The sequence below is a fragment of the Bradyrhizobium centrosematis genome, assembly GCF_045571495.1.
Lineage (GTDB): Bacteria > Pseudomonadota > Alphaproteobacteria > Rhizobiales > Xanthobacteraceae > Bradyrhizobium > Bradyrhizobium centrosematis.
Genome location: NZ_CP120703.1, coordinates 5,853,921 through 5,874,363, shown reverse-complemented (window position 1 = coordinate 5,874,363; position 20,443 = coordinate 5,853,921). Strand labels below are relative to the sequence as shown.

Below are 20,443 nucleotides of genomic sequence, written 5' to 3'. Positions count from 1 at the left end.
GAGAATGTCGTGAAGCAATTGATCCCGGTACCCGTACGCAGGCAGCTCCGAGGCTGGCTCAACAGCGCGAAGAACACGCAGTTGGCGCTCGACCTGCTCGAGCTGCGCCGGTGGCAGATCGCGCGGAAAGACGTCGGCGTCAACGCCGCACCGCGTAACAATCCGCGCCGGCTGGTCGTTCTTCCCTCCGATCCCTGGAGCGTCCATCAGTCGCGCGGCGATGAGGCCATGATCGAGGCGGCCACCGGGGAGCTGAAGCGAACCTATCCGGACCTCGAGGTCTACATCGTCACCGCGACCTCGGCGGCCAGCGCGGACGTGCGCGCGATGGGCTTCAGGCCGCTCGAGCTCTGGAGGCTGCCGTTCTCCTACGAGACGGTGGCGCAGGAGCTGTCGCTCACCAGGCCGGATTTCGGGCTGGTTCTGGGGGCCGATGTGCTCGACGGCTACTATTCGCCGGTGGATGCCGCACGTATGCTGCTCGTTGCCGATCTGATGGCCGCGTTCGGCGCCAAGGTCAGCGTGCTCGGCTTCAGTTTCAACTCCCGCCCGGCGAAAGCGCTGCGCGAGGTGTTCCGACTATTGGATCCGGGCGTGGTCCTGAACCTGCGCGATGCGATATCGCTGCAGCGGTTCGACGATTTCGCCCGAAAGCGCGCCCATCTGGTCGCCGATGCGGCGTTCATGCTGACGCCGCGGGCGGATACCGCCGCAGTGAATCAGATTGAGGCGGCGATCACGCGGCAGCGGGAGCAGGGGCGCAAGGTCTTTGTCTTCAACATCCATCCGATGTTGTTCAAGAAGCCGGAGCCGGCCAAGCTGCGGCAGATGATAGAGCTCGCGGCGCGTGCCATGGAGCGTCTGTCGCGCGAGAACAATGCGAGCTGGTTGTTGCTGGCGCATGATTACCGCCCCGAGATCGCCGACGACAACTGCCTGCGGCCTCTGGCCGACCGCCTCAAGCCCGCGCTCGGCGATCACCTGCATCATGTCGATCAGGCGCTATCGGCTGGCGAGATCAAGGCCGTCGTCGGTCTGGTCGACGGCGTGATCACCGGCCGCATGCATCTGGCGATTGCGGCGCTGGGGCAGGGAACGCCGGTCGCGGCGATCACCTATCAGGACAAGTTCCAGGGCCTGTTCGCGCACTTTGACGTCAGCGAGTCGCTGTTGCTGTCGCCGGCGCAGTTCCTGGTCGGCGACAGTTTCGAGAAGTTTCTGCTGCAGTTCCTCGGTGTGCACGATTCCGTCCGCCAGCAGGTACGTCAGGCGCTGCCGGGCGTCATGGAGGCGTCCCGCGCCAACATCGCACCACTGCTGGCCGAGAGCGCGATGCGGATGGTGCCGGCGGCCGGCGGTAAAGTCGCCTGAAAACCTCTTATTGCATCGGCAGGGCAGTCAGTTGACTGCCCGCTCGGTGTTGTCGAAGCCGATGGCCGTCTCGGCGGTGGCCGTCTGAACCTGGCGCGAGGCGGGGAGGCCGGTGTCGGCCCAACGATTGATGAGGCGCCGCGCGGGGTTCTCGAAATAGGCGTAGGTGCGGTCCGCGATGACGGTCAGGACCGCACAGCACGCCAGGGCGAAGAGGCCGAATTGATCAGGCCGCAGTCCCAGCCAGATCCACAACGGCTTGAACACGGCGATGAGCACGGCATCGTGCAGCATGTAGATCGCATATGAGGTGTTGCCGAGCCGGCCGAGCAGGCAAGCGCCCGGGAACTGCTTGAAGGCGCTTTCGCCGACTGCGGTGAGCAGGATGGCGCTGGAGAACAGCAGGATGGCGAGGTCCGGCTTGGCGAAGACGTTGAGGACGAGCACGGAGAGGCCGAACAGGCCGATGCCGGCGAAGATCATCCGCTTGTGCCGGTAGGGACGCGACATGCGGAAGAGAATGGCGAGCAGGATTCCGTTCAGGAAGCTCGGCAGCGCACGGAGCATCCCGTAGTCGAAATTAGCGCCATACATCTGCGACCGTTCCTGCCAGATCGGCAGATGGCCGTGGGCGAGGATCAGGTATAGCGCTGCCACGATCACGCCGAGCACGACCGGCTGGACCTTGCGCGCGAACAGCATCAACAGCGGAAAGACCAGATAGCAGAAGAACTCGGCGCTGATCGACCAGGACGGCGAGTTGAAGCTGAGGTGATCGGTGACGCCCCAGGCCTGCAGCAGCAGGATGTTGTACAGGAAGTCCAGCGACGTCGAGCGGGCCGTGCGCTCCAGGCCGACGCCGATCAGCACGACGAAGATGAGCAGGCTCAGCAGGTGCAGCGGATAGATCCGCGCAATGCGCCGGATCATGAAGCGGGAATAGGCGGCCACGCCGCGCGCGTCGGACGGATAGGAATAGGAGATGACGAAGCCCGACAGGATGAAGAACATGTCCACGAACAGGCCATAGGACCCGTTCCACGCCGGCGAAATGCCCGTGTCGATCAGCTTCAGGTGGAAGATGAAGACCCCGAGCGCGGCGACGAAGCGGTAGAAGTCGAGAACGACGAAACGTCTTGCTTCACTGGCTTCCATCGGGCCTCGGAGTCCTTGCGCGGTTCGTCTCCCTTCTAGAGACGAATTGTGACGCAAGTTCGCAACCGCGCCGACCGATGCGGCGCAATCGCGGCAGTCCGTCCGAATTCATGGGTGCCATCCAATTGTGGATGGTGGACGGCTTCTGCACATCGAGAAGGCAGGCGCCCAACAAATGAACGGGGCCGGGACGTTGTGGTCCCGGCCCCCAGGCGACGCCGCCGTGATCAGACGAACACGAAGTCGTGGCTGGTCAGGCTGGAGACATAGACGTTCTTCAGCAGGATCGAGTCGTTGGCCGAGAACGTGATCAGCGCGTTCGTGCCGGACTGCGTGATCTGCAGATGGCTATAGTCCGCAGCCAGCAGTTTCGAGATCGCGATCGTGTCGTGGGTCGTCGCGTCACCGGCCTGGAAGTTGAGGACCTGGTCCTGGCCGTGCTCGTAGGCGATGGTGGTCGAGCTTGGCGCAGCCGAGAACACGTCGTTGCCGGCCCCGCCCTGGATCGTCACGCCGTTGGCGACGGCCGTGACATTGTGGGTACCGTCGGTCTTGGTCTGATCGAAGAACTGCAGCGCGCTGGCGCTGTTGTAGTTCTCGTGCTGCGTGGTGCCGGTCTGTCCGTTGAAGTTGAACAGGAAGACGTCCTTCGAGCCGTCGGTGTTGTTGGCGATCTCCTGGGTCTTGTTGCCGGCGCTGTCGTAGATGTCGGTCAGCTTGCTGCCGTCGTCATGGATGACCTGGGTATAGTCCAGAGTGCCGTCGGCGTGGGTCCGGGTGAGCTCGACCAGCTTGCCCGAGGCATCGAGGTGCTGATGCTGCGTGGTGTAGGACTGCCCGGTGACGTTGTAGTTCCAGTTGTCCGAGGTGCCGTCGGCGTTCTTGATATAGGCGGCGGTCTTCACGCCGCCGGTATAGACGGTCGTCGAGCTGTAACCGTCGCTCTTGGTCGTCACCTCGCTGGTGATGACGCCGTTGGCGTCGTACCAGTCGGAGGTCTTGGTGCCGTCGGCGCTCTGCGCCAGCGTGAAGGCCAGGCTGTCGTCGGCGTGAGTGCGCACGATGTGGGTGAGGAAGCCGGTCGAATCGTAGGTGTCGTGCTCGTTGGTGTAGGTCTGGCCGACAACGTTGAACTGGAAGACGTCCTTCGAGCCATCGGCGTGGTAGTCGGTCTCCGTCTTCTTGACGCCTGACGCATCGTAGTTGGTGACCACGCTGCTGCCGTCGCTGTTGACGACTTGGGTGTAGTCGAGCGAGTTGTCGGCATGCCAGCGGATCACCTCGGTAGTCTGGCCGGACGGATCAAGGTGCTGGTACTGCGTGGTATAGCTCTGACCGGTGATGTTGTAGCTGTAGTTGTCGTGACTCATGTCGGCGTTGGTGATGTAAGCCGCGGTTTTCACGCCGTTGGTGTACACCGTGGTCGAGCTGTAGCCGCTCGCCTTCTCGAGCACCTCGCTCGTGAGCACGCCATTGGCATCGTACCAATCCGTCGTCTTGGTCCCATCGGTGCTCTGTACCAGCTTGAACGCCATGCTGCCGTCGGCGTGCTTGCGAATCAGCGTGGTGAGGAAGCCGGTCGCATCGTAGGTGTCGTGCTCGGTCGTGTAGGTCTGGCCGGTGATGTTGAAGAGGAAGACATCCTTGCTGCCGTCGGCGTGATAGTCGGTTTCCTTGGTCCGCGTTCCGGCGGCGTCATAATTGGTGACGACGCTGCTGCCGTCACTGTTGATGACCTGGGTATACTCGAGCGTGCCGTCGGCATGCTTGCGGGTCACGGCGGTGATCTTGCCGGACGGATCGACGTGCTGGATCAGCGTGGTGTAGCTCTGGCCGGTGATGCCGTAGGCATAATTGTCCTGGCTGCCATCGGCATTCTTCACATAGGCGTTGGTCTTGACGCCGTTGCTGTAGAGCGTGGTCGAGGTGAAGCCATCGGCCTTCTGAACCACCTCGCTGGTGAGGCTTCCGGCGGTATTGTACCAATCGGTCGTCTTGGTGCCGTCGGTGGTCTGGGTGAGCCTGAAGGCGAGACTGCCGTCGCCATGCAGGCGCGTCAGGCTGGTGAGGAAGCCGGTGGCGTCGTAGACGTCGTGCTCGGTCGTGTAGGTCTGGCCGGTGATGTTGTAGGTCCAGACATCCTTGCTGTGATCGGCATGATAGGTGGTCGTGACCAGCTTGACGCCCGTGGCGCTATAGGTGGTGATCACGCTGCTGCCGTCGCTGTTGAAGACCTGCGTCGAGTCCAGCGAGCCGTCGGCATGGCTGCGGGTCACGGACGTGACCTTCCCGGAGGCATCGAGGTGCTGAACCTGGGTGGTGAAGCTCTTGCCGGTGATGCCGTAGGTATAGTTGTCCTGCGAGCCGTCCGCATTCTTGACATAGGCGGCGGTCTTCACGCCGCCGGTGTAGAGCGTGGTGGAGTAATAGCCGTCGGACTTCTGCAAGACTTCGCTCAGAAGGGTTCCGGCCGTGTTGTAGGTGTCGGTGGTCCGGGTTCCGTCGGTGCCGACGTGAACGAATTTGGTCTTCACGCCGCTGGTATAGCTGATCAGGTCCTTGGAGCCGTCGGTGTAGGCCACGGTGGTCGAGGTCGGCTGCCCGCTCGAATTCAGGCCGGTGTCCGACTTCGACAGAAGCGTTCCGCTGGAATTGTAGGTCTTGGTGCTGGTCCAGGTCGCGGCCGCGTTCGTCACCGAGAACGAGTAGCCGCCCTGGATCTTGGAGAGGGCGCTACCGTAATGGGCGATGATATAGTCCATGGTCGCCTTCGAGGCGACCGGCAGCACGTGCGAGTCGGTCAGCGTGATGCTCTGCAGCGCCGTCGACTCGCTCAAATCGGACAGCTGCGGCACGATCTCGGCAGCTGTGCCGCTGACGCTGGTCCTCGTGTCCGGCGGCGGCGGTGTGGTCGCGGGCGCGTCGATCTCGATGATCAGCGGGTGATCGCTGACCGGAACCGTGATCGTGCTGACGTCGGTGTAGCTGGCGATCGCCGAAGTTCCCGTCAGGGTGTCATACACCTTCACCGAATGATGCACGCCGCCGAGATTCACCGTGACCGTCTGGGCCGCATTGGACACCTCGGTATCGGTGGGATCGTCCCAGAGCTTGGGCTCCGCCCACACGACGAGCTCGTAGGCGCCGTTGCTCTTGCCGAGCACCATGCTGTTGCCCGTGGCCGGCATGTTGCTCAGAGTGTAGTTCAGCGGATTAGTCGGCTGAAGGCCCCCCGTGCCGTCGTCGGCGAGGATGGTCGTCAGGTTGTGGATGGCGGTGGCGGCGAGCTTCGGCGTCCCGTCGGAATTGAACAGTCCGAAATTGGCCTCGGGATTGGTATTGCCCGCGGACGAGTCACGGTCGAACAGCTCGTAGAGATAGGTCGCGCTCACGCCGGCCTTGTAGGCATCGACCAGGGTGTTGAGGATCGATTTGGCCTGCACCGTCTCGTTGACGCCGAGATATTGAGTGTTGGCCTGGGTGGTGTAGCCGGTTTCCGTGATGACGACGGGCTTTCCCGGCGCTGCGGTCATGACGGCGCTCAGCGTTGCCGCAATCGAGCTGCTGGTTGTCAGGCTGGTGCTGACATAGGCGTGCGCGTTGGCGTAGTCGACCGAGCCCGACATGTTGCCGAGCTGGCTGTAGCCTTGCGGATCATTGTAGGCCAATGACAGATTGTAGACCGGGACGCTGCCCAGCGTGGCGTTGGCGTTGACGGCCTGATAGAGCGCACTCTGGAACTGGGCCGCGGCGCTCAGGCTCGAGCTGCCATTGTAGCTGAAGGGTTGGTGATTGGCCTCGTTGAGCCCTTCGATGGCGCTGATGCTGCCGGGGTGGCTCGTCGCGAACTTCTGGAGCGAGGCGATGTAGTTCTGCAGCCCGGTCGTGCCCGTCTGGGGCAGGGCTGACGACACCAGGAAGTCGAACTTGTAGCCGGCGGCGGCGAGACCTTCGACGACGGGTTGCGCAGCCGGGCTGGTCCCCATCGCGTCACGGAGATGGGTGACGCCGAGATACTCGAGGTCGTCGGCCATCAGTGCGAGATTGTTGTAGCCGGTCCAGCCGAAGCCGGCGTGCGTGTTGACGCCGATGGAGTTGATGAAGCCGTTGGCGGACAGGATGGTTTGATCAGGCATTGTTCACTCGAGTTTCAACGCGAGCAAAATTGCTCGCAGGGATTTGCGTTCAAGCTTCTCTGTCGAGTGTGAATTTCAGATAAAAATCGAAGCTACAAATCGCGAGCGACACGCGGTTCCTTGTGCAGGAACTGACTCGCTCTGTTGCAGCAGAATATCGATGCGATGCCGGGGTAGCATGGCACGAGGAAGGCGCTTTCAAGATTTTCTCGATTTGCGCTGCTGAATGTATGCGCAAACGGATTGATGGAACGGCTCTTTGGAAGTGCAACGGAGAATCTCTGTCGCGCATCTCGTGCAGTTCGCGCGCTTCTCCGGCACGGGAGGTTCGCAGCTGCCGCCCCCATGGGCGGTTAATTCTGTAGATTTGCGCGCCTGAGTTGTATACGCGCGGAGGTGGTGCAGGCTGCGCGCTCGCCTGAGGAGGACAAGGCAAGCGAGTTCCCTGTCGGAACTCGATTGGCTTGGCAGACTGCTGGTTCGGCGGATCAGCCGCGGCGGCCCAGCATCAGGAAGTCCCCGCGCCATCCGATCACCGCCGTTGCAATCGCGGCGATCACGATCTTGCCGGCGAGCCATGTCGGGGGCTCCGTCGGCATCGCTCCCAGCGACCCGATCAGGATGGCGGCCACCAGAGACTGTACAACCAACGGCCAGCGCGGGAACGCCTCAAACCGCAGGGTCGGACCGAGTGCGACCAGTATCGTTGCGAGCGTGGCGATCGAAGCGCAACCGACTGCCCCTCGCGGCGACAGACCGGCTGATACCGCGACCATGGAGAAGGACACGACGATGGCGAGCTGGCCGGCGGCGACGGCGACGAGCCTTGTCGCCAGCTTCTCGAGGTGGGGGACGACCGCGATCGTCGCCTGCAAATGGGTGTGCAGAAAATAAAAGACTGCAACCGTCGGCGCCGTCTCCAGGAAGCCATCCAGGCTCGCCTGGGGAACCAGGATACGGGCAGCATCTGGAATGAATCCGATCAGTCCGCCGAGCAGCACCAGCGTCGTGCAGATCATGAATTCGAACATCCGGCGTGCCGACTGCACCGATTTTGCGCTGCCTCCGTGTTCGAAGTCGTTGACCACCTCGGGATAGCTCACGGTGTGGATCGCTGCGTTGAGAACCCAGAAGGGACGTTGCAGGAGGTCGAGCGCAATCGAGAATCCCGCGCCGGCGCCCGTTGCGCCCAGCCGGCCGATGACGATGACACGGAGCAGCACCGGCACCGACAAATGGATGACGGAGGCGCCCGCCGCAAGCATGCCGTAGCGGGAGAAGTCCTTCCAGTCGGACAGCATCGCCTGCAACGGCACGCGCTCCATCGGCGTGCGATATGCGATGAGGCCGGCGAGGAGGCCGAGCGCGTGCCCCGACGCGATGCCGAGCAGCGCCGCTTCGGCCGTTCCCGAGATCACTCCTCCCGCGGCGGCTCCGACCAGAAGCGCGGTGGCCCGCAGCGCAAGAAGAGAAGAGGCGATGCCCAGCCGGTCGGACAGCCGGACCGACAGGAAATAGAGATCCGTCAGGCCCTGAAGGACGGAGATGCTCAGGCCGAGGGCGACGATCCCCGTCGGGAGCACGCTGGCCATGGACGCACAGCTCCCGACCACGACGAGCGCCGCTGCACTCGACAGGCCGGCCGCAAACAGCGACCACCTCAGCCGCGCCGCCTCGTTCTCCCTGGCGGCGGCTAGAAAGCGCAGTCCGGCCAGCTGCAGCCACTCGAACATCAGGACGCAGAGCAGCTGGCTCGAGGCCAGTGCGAGGGAAAAGTTCGTGTAGTCGGCGGCGGGCAACAGATGGCTGATCGCGAAGATCAGGACGATCGCCGCGGCACTCTGATAGACGTAACCCGCCATCGCCAGGAGGCGTGTCATCGGGGAATGAGGCGCTCCTTGCCGACAGCCCGTCCCTGTGGCGCTTCGGCCGTTGCAGCGCGCATGCGCGACATCCGCTGTTCGCGCAGTTGCTCATACAGGTTCTTGTATGAAGACAGCACGTCCGCAAAGATCCACTTGTTGGTGTCGGCGATCAGGCGCCGGCTGATCTCGTCGATCTTGTGTGGATCGGACGCGACTGCGAGCATGCTGTCGGCCAGCGATTGCGGATCGGCTTCGGTCAGCCAGCCCGTCACGCCGTGCTCGATCACCTCGGGCATGCCGCCAAAGCGCGTTCCGAGCAGCGGTCTGCCGGCCGCCTTCGCATCGGCAACGACGAGCGGACCAGGATCGTGCCAGATCGAGGGCGCAATCACCACGTCGACCTGTCTGTAGAAATCGTCCGGCACGACGAAGCCCATGAATTCGATCCGCGCATCCGGCGCCAGCGCCCTGAGGCGGCGTTGCTCCTCCTCGCTGACACGACCGGCGATCATCATCCGGATCCGGTCACGCGGCAGCCGGGCAAGCGCCCGCATCAAATTGTCGATGCCCTTCTCCTCCGTGAGGCGGCCGATGAAGCCGAATGTCACTTCCGTGGTGCAGATCGGACGAGGATAAGGCTCGCGCGGCGGCTCGGTCGAGGCGTTGCGGATCACGGTGCGGATCGGGGTCTCTGCGAACATGCCCATGTTGGTATGGATCGACAGGACGCGCTCGCTCACGCCGACCACGGCGCTGAGCCAATGCGTGGCACGCTTGCGATGGAAGGTGAGAATTCCGCAGCTCGTGCACGTGCGCTCGCAGGATCGTCCCTGGTCGAAGCGGGAGCAGCGCGGGCAGGTCAGGTAATAGTCGTGGAGCGTATGCAGCACGGGAACGCCGAGCTGGGCGGCGACGCGCCAGATCGCGGTGGTGAGTCCCGACAGGTTGTTGGAGTGCAGCACGTCGGGCTTGAAAGCCCGGATGCGCTCCGCGATCAGCGGGGCCTGCATCTGCCAGTCGTCGACCGCGTGCCAGATGCTGCGGAGCGCGATGTTCTTCTGCTCGGTGAAGGGCAGGTAGATGTTCTGCACCGGCGCGGAATAGACGTTGATGCCTTCGCAGGTTTCCGGAGCCTGCCCGGGCGAGGAGGCGGCCCGGATCACTTCCACCTCGTCGCCGCGTTGCACCAGGCCTTCGGCGAAGCGGCGGGCGAAGATCTCCGCGCCGCCGACGATCTTCGGTGCCTGAGGCGTCGGATAAAGCGTGGACGTCAAAAGAACTTTCATCGCGTCAACCTCATGTCTGCAAAAAAATCGCGTCTACCGCGCCGGCCTTATCTCCAGGGCGGGAACGGCACTGTCATTGGTCGCAATCAGGATCGGTGTGCTCGAGATGGGGATCCAGGCTCCGGACGCAGCCTTTGCCGTCTGATCGCACGGCATCGCATAGCTTGCGCCTGGTTGATCGCCCTTGAGCCGAATTTCGTATCGTCGGCCCGCAGCCTCGGACCAGACGGCAGTTCTGCCGCCCGAAGCCGTCGATGCATTGATGGACACGACACCGCTGGCGAGCTCGCGTCGCTCGGCGCTGAGGCTGGAGCGGATGAAAGCCCAGGCGCCTTGGGCCGCGCAGGCGACCGGCTTGGGCGAATTGTCGAACCGATAGAGCCCGAAATTGTGCTCCAGTTCCGATGGATTATTGCCGCTATCCTTGAGCTCGTAGAGCCACATGCCCTTGAGCCAGCGGGCTGCAGTCGACGCCCATAAGATGAGCTGTGCCGTGTTGTCGGCCTGGGCCTGCTCGCTGACGCCGCATTTGTTGGCGGCCGTGGTCCAGCCCGTCTCGGTGACGTAGATCGGGAAGTCGGGGTTCCCGCTCGCCTGGCCGACGAGGCGGTGAAACGCCGTGAGCCGCTCGATGATCTCGGCCGACGTGCGTTTGCTTGGACCCATGCAGAAATTGTAGAGATGGATCGAAGCGCCGTCGGCATATTGGAGGATGCCGGTCCGCAGCATCTTCTCCGTCCATGTCCAGCCCGGATCGTCGCCGAGCGCGCCGACCAGGAAAGGCGTATTCGGTGCAACCCGCTTGACCGCCGGCCGCGTGACTTGCGCGAGCGCCAGATAGTTTTCTGGCGAGAACGCGGCATCCTTCTTGGCCGCCAGGTTCCATTCGTTCCAGAGCTCGAAGAGCGGATGCTGCGGCAGAACCGATTGCGCCGCCGCGGCCGCATAATCGGCGAACCGCTGCCGCGCCTCGTCGGTCGTCGGCGGCGAGGAATTCGGAACCAGATGATGGCCAAAGGCGAGGATCAGGAGCGGGCGCGCGACGCCGGACCGGACCTGCGCCTCGAGCCTGCCGAGCTTGGGCGTGAAACCCATCCGGCGTCCCCCCACCTCGAAATCGGACCAGGGAAAATCATCGCGAAAGGCGTTGAAGCCAAGCTGCTTGATCTGAGCGATGTTCTCGGAAGGCACATAGCCGCGCGCGCTCACCAGGCCGCCGAGTCCCTGATGCGTGCCGACCCCGAGCAGGAATCGCGCATCGAGCGGCTGCGCTTGCTGGGCGCTGACGGAGACCGGGAGAAAGATGGATGCGATGAGGATCGCGAGGCGGCAACTGCCGCGAACCAAGGTGCGTGAAACTGTCATCGGCTAGATCATGCTCGCGCGTGTTGCGTTCGCGGTGGCACCCAATCCGCTCCATGGCATCGCGATCGCGATCTCCAGCATCTGCGAGGACAAGCGTGCATGTTGAGCCATCAGAAATTCTTGGAAAGGTCGGATTGCAGCCCTGCCTTCCTCTCGACCGGGGTCCGGTCGTCCTGCAGCAGCTCGGCATAGACCTGCTGCAACTGTCCATGCGTCTTCTGAACGTCATACAGTTGCTTGAACCGGTCGTAGCCGCGTTGTCCCAACACTTTGAGATCGAAACCGAGCGCCCGTCGGAAACCGTCCACGAGCGGCTGGACGGCGACCGGCTCGCAAAGCACGCCGGTGACGCCGTCGACCACGATCTCGGGCAATGCCCCGCTACGGAATGCTAGGATGGGCTTGGCCGCGCGCATCGCTTCCAACGCAACGAGGCCGAAGGCTTCCCATCGTGACGGGATCACGACGAGATCGGCGGCCTCGAGCTGGGTCTCGATGGTCGGGCGATCGAGCCAGCCCAGCAATGTCACGTTGGACGGGACGCTCGGGCCTTCGTATTTGCTGACGACAGAGGCGCCGATCATGCGGACATCAAGCACATCTTCGAGCGCGCGCGCTGCCTCGATCAGAAGATCAAAGCCCTTCTGCCGGTCCAGGCGTCCGATGAACAGGACCTTGACCTTGTCGGAGGTCCAGTCCGCAGCGACCGGTTGCGGCGAGCGCGTCTTCGAGATGCCGTTGTGAACGACCGTCAGGCGCTCGGCAGGAATTCCGGCGCGAACGGCTTCGTTGAACTCGTCGCCGGAAATGCAGATGATTCTGTCCGACGTCCGTGCGAGAAGATTCTCCGCCGCTTTTGTCACCACATGACTGAGGCGGCCGGTCTGGCGCGAAAACGCCCAGCCGTGCGGACAATAGACGACGCGCGGCCCGTTAGAGCGGGCGGCAAGCGCGGGGCGGAGCACGAGGCCTGCGAAAGAGGAATGCAGGTGCACGAGGTCTGGACGGAAGGCATCCAGCGCCTGCATGCTCGCGCGGAGCATCTGGAACAGTCCGGCGACGCTGCGGCCGGGCCGTTCGAACGTCGTAATATGGTTGTCATCGATTGCGGGGAGATCGCGACGATGATCCGACGGCACGACATAATGCACATTATGCGCGCCGAAGCTTGCCTGTTGCTCCGGATGCAACTCGTTCAGGTAGCTCGCAATCCCGCCCCGAATCGTCTCGGCGATGTGCAGCACCTTCATCGGTTGCCTTGCATAGGCTTGCGTCGGAGAGCCGGACATCGTGCATCCCTGTTCTGTGTTCGCTAGTGCGAAACAGAGTTCCTCGAATACGTAGCGATATTGGGGCGGGGATGTGGTGATGTTGCGCCAAGGTGCTCGCAGTCGGAAAAACAAAAGTTTCATGGAACTGCGCTGCAGGCAGCGAGTTGCAAAACGTTTGTGCAAGAACCATTGCGCGCGAGAGGCGAGTTGCGTGGAATTTCAAGCGGCGCTGGCGACGTTCGTCGGCCCCGCCAGATGATCGAGCAGAGCTTTCGCCGATCTCTTCCACGAGTAGAAAGCAACACGATCCTGCTGCCTGATGCGTTCCTGGTCAGAGATGGCGCCCGCTGCCAATCTTTGAAGCATGAGTTGCTTCAGCGCTTCGGCATCGCTGGCGCTAAAATACGCAGCTGCATCACCACACGTCTCCACCACGGCATCGGCTGTCGAGGCGATAACCGGACAGCCGAAGAGCATGGCTTCGAGTGGCGGCACGCCGAACCCTTCATAGAGCGAGGGAAACACGAATGCCGATGCCTGCGCATAAAGCGCTGCGATCTCGCCGTCGCTCAGACGCCCGGCCAGCAGCAGGCCGGCGGCGCCTTCTGCCGAATTGTCTTGAAATACCTTGCTGTTGTCGCCGCCGACGATCACCAGGGGAACGTCAGGTCGGTCGAGCAGCTGGATGGCGCGGATCGCCACGGACAGATTCTTGTTCTTGGTCCTCGATCCCACGTAGAGGAAGAACTTCTGCGGCTGAAGCCCTAGTCTTGCAATAATGCCAGGATCCGGCTTGGTCTTGGCGAAGTGCTCCGCGCTATTGGGGAAGACCGGGATTGCATCTGCCGGCAGTCTCAGCACTTCGGCGAGCTCCTTGCGCGAAAATGCCGATACGGTTGCGATGCTTGCGTGCCGGGCGAGCAGCCGGCCCATGGTTCGGTGAACCGCCAGATAGCGCCAGCTGAAGAAGTCCGGTCTGCGAAAGACCTGTGCGTCGTGGATCACGACAATGTGGTCGCGATGGAAGACCGGGCCGGCATTGGCAAGGCTGATCAGGCGGCCGCCCGCAGCGGCGCGCGCCAGCTCGATTTGATCCCAGGCGTGCCCGCGCAAACGGCCGACGGTGCGAACCTTGATTCGCTCGAGTTGGAGCTCCTCGCTTGCATCAGCGGGCGTCAGCAACTGCCAATCCGCGTTCCGCAGCGAGGCGGGCGTTTGCTCCGACGCCAGCTGCGCATCGATCGCCTTGACGATTTCGGCGGCATAGCGCTGCACGCCGGTCAGCTTTTGCGACAGAAAGCGGCCGTTGATGAAGAATTTCAATTGGCTACCACGCTGGTTGATCGGAGTCCGCGCCGGCCCCGCTGGAAGCAGGCGGTGGACGGGGTGCAAAGGAGCAACCCTTAGGTACAGAAATATGACGCAGCTCTGCACGGTGCTGACACTTCGCCTGCATGGCTGGCGCTGCCTTGCTGCATCTGAGGTCGCGGTGTAGATGTCGCGGATGAGTGATGACACCTACACGCTTCGAAGTGGCCGGCTCTCCGCAACCATCAAGGCGCACGGCGCCGAGCTGTGCTCGCTGGAGGACGGTATCACCGAATTCGTCTGGCAGGCAGGGCCGGAATGGCGGCGCCATGCGCCGCTGCTGTTTCCGATCGTCGGACGCCTCGCCAACGACGAATTGCGGCATCGGGGCAAGACATACCGGATGACCCAGCACGGCTTTGCCCGCGATAGCCGCTTCGCGTGGGCCGAGCGCGGCGAGCGAAGCTGCACGCTGGTGCTCGAGGACAGCGAGGCGACGCGCGCGCTCTATCCGTTCGCATTTCGGCTCAGTGCCGCCTATGCCATCGATGATGCCGGTCTCGATCTGACGCTCACGATCGCCAACACCGGCAAGGAGACGTTGCCGGCCTCGATCGGCGGTCATCCCGCGTTCAACTGGCCGCTCCAGCCAGGGCTCGCCAAGGAGAGCTACGCGCTGACCTTCGCCAGCGCGGAGTCGTCTCCCATCCGCCGTCTCGATGGCGGATTGCTGCGCCCGGCAACGGAGCCGAGCCCGGTCAAAGGTGCGGTGCTCGCCTTGTCCGAAGCCCTGTTCACCTACGACGCCGTCATTTTCGACCGGATGGAGAGCAATGCGGTGCGCTATGCCGCGTCCACCGGCCCCTGGCTCAAGATGTCCTGGCGCGGCTTTCGCGAACTCGGCGTCTGGTCGAAACCATCCGGTGCGCCGTTCCTCTGCATCGAGCCCTGGCGCGGTCATGCCAGCCCAGCCGGATTCGACGGCGAATTCGGCGACAAGCCCGGCCTGATGCATATCGCCGCGGGCGCGGAAGAGCGCTTGTCGTACCGGATCGAGGTCGGATCGTCCTGATCTCGAATGGCTTTCCGCTCACATTCTGTCGGTTGCTGAGCGGTGCCTCTCAGACTTCGATACGGGTGAGATCCTCGCCGAGCACGACAGGCCCTGAGTAGTCGCGCCTGATATCCTCGAGCAGCGCGCCCAGCATGGCATCGTCGCTGCGCGGCCGGTGATGGGTCAGCGCGAGCGTCTTGACGCCGGCCTTGGCCGCCACCTTGCCGACCGTGTCGCCGCAGGCGATCGTGAATTTTGCAAGGCGGCGGAGGTGCTCGTTGTTGATCTCCGGCGTTGCGAGGAAGCAGCACTGGACGAGCAGGTCGGCTCCCTGCGCCAGCCGCTCGAGTCCGGGGCAGGGGACAGTGTCGCCGGAAATTGCAATGACCTTGCCCGCGGCCTCGAAGCGGTAGCCGAGGCACATCCATCGCGCCAGGAAGGCCGGCGGCATGTCGAGGCCGTCGCCATGCGAGACCAGCTCGGCGCTGATCTTCCAGCGTCCGGTATCGAGAACGGGACCCGGCAGGATGTCCGTTGCTGCGACGGGCTTCCAGCCGCCGAAGGTCGGCTCGCCCTTATCCCGCCAGGTGATGTCCTTGTCGTAGACCTGCGTGATCAGCGTGTTGACGAGCCGCTCGGTATCCGGCGGTCCATAGATGCGCAACGCGTCCTTGCGTCCGTGCATCCATGAATTCAGCATCACGTCGTAGAGGTCGCCGATATGGTCGAAGTGATGGTGCGTGAGAAACACCGTGTTGATCGCGCCGAGCGGAACGCCGGCCTTGCTGAGCTGCAGCACGACGCCGCGGCCTGCGTCGAACAGGATGTCCTCGTCACCGAGCCTGATCAGCGTGGTCGTCGCCATGCGGCGCGGGTCCGGGCGCGGCCCGCCGGTGCCGAGCAGTATGACCTCCATGGCGCCTCCCTCCAGCGTGAAGAGTCTTCACAGTAGATAAGAAGGCGGCCTTGAAGCAAGCCGCATCGCGGGAGGAAGCCTCAGCGGATCCCGGCTGCATTGGCGGCGAGGATCGGCCGACGGGGCGACCGGTCCGATCCCGCCGCTGTCAGACGATGCGCCAAATCCTGTGCGTGCCGTTCGACCAGATGCCATGTCGCGCGTGCGACGAGATAGCTCAGCGCGGCGGTGACGACATAGGCGACGAGCAGCGAGATCAGCCCGTCGGGAAGCGGCCAGAGCTGACGCAGGCCGTAGATCACCGCGAAATGCGACAGGTACATCGAATAGGAATTGCGGCCGAGCGCCTCGATCGGCCGGAAGCGGAGGCCAAGCTTGATGCAACCCGTCACCAGTGCGCCGAGCACGAGGTTGATCATGAGATAGTTGAATTCGTGCGAGCCCGTTGCGCGATCGGCGACGAAGGACAGCGCGATGAAGACGGCGTAGATCGCAGCGTCGGACCGGGTGAAGCCGTCGCGCAGCGCAAAGAACAGCGCGCATCCGATCAGGAAGACCGGAAGCTGGTTCAGGAAGCTGAGATGCAGCGTGGTCCAGACGAAGGCCTCTTGGCCGGGACCGTAATAGGCCGAGAACAGCACGAAGGCCCACGGCTTGAACAGGCAGACATTGACGAGATGCAGCACGATCGCCAGCGCGAGATAGAGATGGCGGCGCGACCCGAACGCGGTGATCAGAAGCGGGAAGACGAGATAGAAGGTCATCTCCGCCGCGATCGACCAGTCGCCGGGCACCACGCTGTTGACGCTGTCCGGCCAGAACCCGTGCAGGAACGTCGCGGTCAGGATCAGTTGAACCGGTCCGATGCCGCCAGGCGCGTTGGCGCTCGGCCCGGTGCCGTTGATGGCGAGGTAGGCGGGGATCGCGAGCCAGAACAGCGGCGCGATGCGCAAGACACGGCGGATATAGAATTTGCGGGTCGGGTTGGTCTCGCCGCTGCGCTGCGTCCACATCAGGCACATCGTCATGGCGCTGACGAAGTAGAACACGTTGACGCCGGTCCAGCCGCACATGAAGGCGTAGTCGACGGCGTGGATATTCGACGGAAAGGATTGCGACACGTGGATCGCCATCACCCCGGCGATGGCGAGGCCGCGCAGGACGTCGAGGGTGTGCGAACGAGCAAGCGGCGATGCGCCTCGTTCGGTTCGACCGGCAGCCAACCGGGCCTGCCCCTGCATCACGTCTGCTCCGTGGTTCTCATCATTCAGGCGAGACCATAAAGGCGCAGGTGGGCTTTCCGAAGCCAAAGGCTGTCTTTACGTTAATGGGCGGTCGGGACCACGGCCGAACCGACTGATCGGTCGCCATCGCCTCCAAGGAACGCCTTGCCCATCGCGCGTGTTGTGCCCTTGGCGGGATCCCGGCCGATGCTATGGTGCTCCGCTATCTCTGTTGCGACAGAACGAGGATATTCCAGTGGCTGATGTTCATCCTGCGGCAGGCAAGAAGGCTTCGCCGGACGCGCTCACCAATATTCCGCGGCTGGTCACGGCCTATTTCGCCGGCAAGCCCGATGTCGCGGATCCCGCCCAGCGCGTGGCGTTCGGCACCTCCGGTCATCGCGGCACCTCCTTCAAGAACACCTTCAACGAAGGCCATATCCTCGCGACCACGCAGGCGATCTGCGACTACCGCAAGGAAAAGGGGCTGACCGGTCCGCTCTTCATCGGCATCGACACCCATGCGCTGGCCGAGCCGGCGCTGGTAAGCGCGGTCGAGGTGTTTGCCGCCAACGGCGTCGAGATCATGATCGACAAGAACGGCGGCTATACGCCGACGCCCGTGATCTCGCACGCGATCCTCACCTCCACTAGGGGGCGCACCTCGGGCCTCGCCGATGGCGTCGTCATCACGCCATCGCACAACCCGCCGGAAGACGGCGGCTACAAGTACAATCCGCCGCATGGCGGTCCGGCCGATACCGATGTCACGGGCGTGGTCGAGAAGCGCGCCAATGCCTATCTCGCCGACGGCCTCAAGGGCGTGAAGCGCATCGACTATGCCAAGGCGCTGAAGTCTTCGAACGTCCATGCCTACGACTTCGTCACGCCCTACGTCGCCGATCTCGGCCATGTCGTCGATCTCGAGCTCGTCAAGTCCGCCGGCATCAATATCGGCATCGATCCGCTCGGCGGCGCCGCCGTGCACTACTGGCATCCGATCATCGAGCGCTACGGCCTGAAGGCGACGGTGGTGAACGAGGCGATCGACCCGACCTTCCGCTTCATGACGGTGGACTGGGACGGCAAGATCCGCATGGACTGCTCCTCGCCCTACGCGATGGCGAGCCTGATCGGGATGCGTGATCGCTTCGACGTCGCCTTTGCCAATGACACCGACGCCGATCGCCACGGCATCGTGACGCGCTCCGGCGGCCTGATGAATCCGAACCATTATCTGGCGACCGCGATCTCCTATTTGTTCGCGCATCGCCCGAGCTGGAGCAAGGATGCCGCGATCGGCAAGACCGTGGTGTCGAGCTCGATCATCGACCGTGTCGCCAAAAAGCTCGGCCGCAAGCTGGTCGAGACGCCGGTCGGCTTCAAATGGTTCGTCGACGGCCTGCTCACCGGCGGCTTCGGCTTCGGCGGCGAGGAGAGTGCAGGGGCCTCGTTCCTGCGCCGCGACGGCACGGTCTGGACCACCGACAAGGATGGCATCATCCTCGGCCTGCTCGCCGCCGAGATCATGGCCAAGACCGGCCGCGATCCCAGCCAGCTCTTCGGCGAGCTCACCGCCGAGTTCGGCATGCCCCATTATGCCCGCATCGACGTCGCCGCGACCGGACCGCAGAAGACCATCCTGAAATCCGTCACGCCCGAGCAGCTCGGCCTGAAGGAGCTCGCCGGCGATGCGGTCCGCAGCACCCTGAGCAAGGCGCCCGGCAACGGCCAGCCGTTCGGCGGCATCAAGGTCGAGACTGATTTCGGCTGGTTCGCCGCGCGGCCCTCCGGCACCGAGGACGTCTACAAGATCTACGCCGAGAGCTTCCGTAGCCCCGAGCATCTGAAGCGGATCCAGGAAGAGGCGCAGGCCGGCTTGGCCAAGGTGTTCGGGAGTTAGCACCTGACGCTGCCCGTTACTCTCCGCTGGAGGGCAGGGCTATCGCATATGAGAGTGATGTCGCGTGCGGCCATCCTTCGAGACGCCCGCCGTTGGCGGGCCCTCAGGATGAGGACCGAGTGCGTTTCGCTGGTTTCGACGGGCTCCGATGCCGCTTAGCCTCATCCTGAGAAGACCGCTGAAAGCGGTCGTCTCGAAGGACGAGGCGCGCGCTCAGCTCGTGCAAAGGGCCACATGCGATTCCCCTCCCCAGGAGGGGGAGGGTCGATCGCGCGTAAGCGCGAGCGGGGTGGGTGATCCCTCCTCTCGCGGACTGCCCGTGGGGAGAAATCACCCCACCCCGCTCCGCATTCCGCTTTGCTCCATGCGAAGCGACCCTCCCCCTCCAGGGGAGGGTAAGCAAGCCGCGCGGCTGTGGCCGTGTATGTATACATAAAACCTGATAAAGGTATTAAAGTAGGGCAGATGGGACCTTGAGCAATTCAGATCCCTCGGTATTGTATACATAACGCATACATAAGCCGTGGGAGTGAGACCAATGACAAAACCCTTCCCGATGAATGCCTGGTACGCCGCCGCCTGGGATGCCGAGGTGAAGCCGGCGCTGCTGCCGCGGACGATCTGCGGCAAGCACATCGTCATGTATCGCAAGGCCGACGGCTCGGTCGCCGCGCTGGAAGATGCCTGCTGGCACCGCCTGGTGCCGCTGTCGAAGGGCCGGCTCGAAGGCGACACTGTTGTCTGCGGCTATCACGGCTTGAAGTTCAACGCGCAGGGGCGCTGCACCTTCATGCCCTCGCAGGAGACCATCAACCCGTCAGCCTGCGTGCGCTCCTATCCCGTGGTCGAGCGTCACCGCTATATCTGGCTCTGGATGGGCGATCCCGCGCTGGCCGATCCCGCGCTCGTTCCCGACATGCACTGGAATCACGATCCAGCCTGGGCCGGCGACGGCAAGACCATCCACGTCAACTGCGATTATCGCCTGGTGCTCGACAATCTCATGGACCTCACCCACGAGACGTTCGTGCACGGCTCCTCGATCGGCAACGACGCGGTCGCCGAGGCGCCGTTCGACGTCACCCATGGCGAAAAGACGGTCACGGTGACGCGCTGGATGCGCAACATCGAGCCGCCGCCGTTCTGGGCCAAGCAGCTCGGCAAGCCGGGTCGCGTCGACCGCTGGCAGATCATCCGCTTCGAGGCGCCGTGCACCATCGCGATCGATGTCGGCGTCGCGCCCGCCGGCACTGGTGCGCCGGAAGGCGACCGCTCGCAGGGCGTCAACGGCTTCGTGCTCAACACCATCACGCCGGAGACCGAGAAGACCTGTCATTACTTCTGGGCCTTCGTGCGCAACTATCGCATCGGTGAGCAGCGCATCACCACTGAGATCCGCGAGGGCGTCTCCGGCATCTTCCGCGAGGACGAACTGATCCTCGAAGCGCAGCAGCGCGCCATGGACGAGAACCCGGACCGGATCTTCTACAACCTCAACATCGACGCCGGCGCGATGTGGTCGCGCAAGCTGATCGACCGGATGGTGGCGAAGGAAAATCCGCCGCCGCGCCTCCAGGCCGCGGAGTAGGT

13 protein-coding genes are annotated in these 20,443 nt (G+C 63.5%); 4 read left to right on the top strand and 9 right to left on the bottom strand.

The genetic code is table 11. The features are described from left to right. Window positions 1-9: 9 nt before the first annotated feature. On the top strand, window positions 10-1,371 hold the full coding sequence (locus P6U31_RS28045) for a polysaccharide pyruvyl transferase family protein (RefSeq protein ID WP_407184974.1): 1,362 nt from the start codon (window positions 10-12) through the stop codon (window positions 1,369-1,371). Between the two features lie 27 nt (window positions 1,372-1,398). Here the strand turns inward: P6U31_RS28045 and P6U31_RS28040 are convergent, their stop codons facing one another. The 7 genes from P6U31_RS28040 to P6U31_RS28010 form a co-directional block, all read right to left on the bottom strand. Next, window positions 1,399-2,526, bottom strand: a complete 1,128-nt coding sequence (locus tag P6U31_RS28040; protein ID WP_407184973.1) for an acyltransferase family protein — start codon at window positions 2,524-2,526, stop codon at window positions 1,399-1,401. A 227-nt stretch (window positions 2,527-2,753) separates the two neighbouring features. Further along, window positions 2,754-6,662, bottom strand: coding sequence for an RHS repeat protein (locus tag P6U31_RS28035; protein WP_407184972.1), 3,909 nt, complete (start codon window positions 6,660-6,662; stop codon window positions 2,754-2,756). A gap of 488 nt (window positions 6,663-7,150) precedes the next feature. Next, window positions 7,151-8,542: a hypothetical protein gene (locus tag P6U31_RS28030; RefSeq protein WP_407184971.1), complete on the bottom strand. Its 1,392-nt coding sequence runs from the start codon at window positions 8,540-8,542 to the stop codon at window positions 7,151-7,153. Continuing rightward, the gene (locus P6U31_RS28025; protein WP_407184969.1) at window positions 8,539-9,813 is read right to left on the bottom strand and encodes a glycosyltransferase family 4 protein; all 1,275 of its coding nucleotides are present in this window, start codon (window positions 9,811-9,813) and stop codon (window positions 8,539-8,541) included. The genes P6U31_RS28030 and P6U31_RS28025 overlap by 4 nt, the downstream gene beginning before the upstream one ends. Before the next feature lie 33 nt (window positions 9,814-9,846). Beyond that, window positions 9,847-11,178: a hypothetical protein gene (locus P6U31_RS28020; protein ID WP_407184968.1), complete on the bottom strand. Its 1,332-nt coding sequence runs from the start codon at window positions 11,176-11,178 to the stop codon at window positions 9,847-9,849. Between the two features lie 110 nt (window positions 11,179-11,288). After that, window positions 11,289-12,632, bottom strand: coding sequence for a glycosyltransferase (locus tag P6U31_RS28015; RefSeq protein ID WP_407184967.1), 1,344 nt, complete (start codon window positions 12,630-12,632; stop codon window positions 11,289-11,291). 36 nt (window positions 12,633-12,668) lie between these two features. Further along, window positions 12,669-13,772, bottom strand: a complete 1,104-nt coding sequence (locus P6U31_RS28010; RefSeq protein ID WP_407184966.1) for a glycosyltransferase family 4 protein — start codon at window positions 13,770-13,772, stop codon at window positions 12,669-12,671. 181 nt (window positions 13,773-13,953) lie between these two features. On the opposite strand from P6U31_RS28010, the gene P6U31_RS28005 reads away from it, so the two are divergent. Then, window positions 13,954-14,829, top strand: a complete 876-nt coding sequence (locus tag P6U31_RS28005; protein WP_407184965.1) for an aldose 1-epimerase family protein — start codon at window positions 13,954-13,956, stop codon at window positions 14,827-14,829. A 49-nt stretch (window positions 14,830-14,878) separates the two neighbouring features. On the opposite strand, the gene P6U31_RS28000 is transcribed toward P6U31_RS28005, so the two are convergent. Together P6U31_RS28000 and P6U31_RS27995 are read right to left on the bottom strand one after the other, a co-directional pair. Beyond that, complete coding sequence (locus tag P6U31_RS28000; protein ID WP_407184964.1) at window positions 14,879-15,727, bottom strand: MBL fold metallo-hydrolase; 849 nt, start codon at window positions 15,725-15,727, stop codon at window positions 14,879-14,881. Window positions 15,728-15,807: 80 nt separating this feature from the next. Beyond that, entirely contained in the window at window positions 15,808-16,968 is a 1,161-nt protein-coding gene (locus P6U31_RS27995) for an acyltransferase family protein (RefSeq protein ID WP_407184963.1), read from the bottom strand. Between the two features lie 238 nt (window positions 16,969-17,206). On the opposite strand from P6U31_RS27995, the gene pgm reads away from it, so the two are divergent. Then, complete coding sequence (gene pgm / locus P6U31_RS27990; RefSeq protein ID WP_407184962.1) at window positions 17,207-18,853, top strand: phosphoglucomutase (alpha-D-glucose-1,6-bisphosphate-dependent); 1,647 nt, start codon at window positions 17,207-17,209, stop codon at window positions 18,851-18,853. 538 nt (window positions 18,854-19,391) lie between these two features. Then, window positions 19,392-20,441 (top strand): Rieske 2Fe-2S domain-containing protein, encoded by a 1,050-nt coding sequence (locus tag P6U31_RS27985; RefSeq protein WP_407184961.1) that lies wholly within the window; start codon window positions 19,392-19,394, stop codon window positions 20,439-20,441. Window positions 20,442-20,443: the final 2 nt, after the last annotated feature.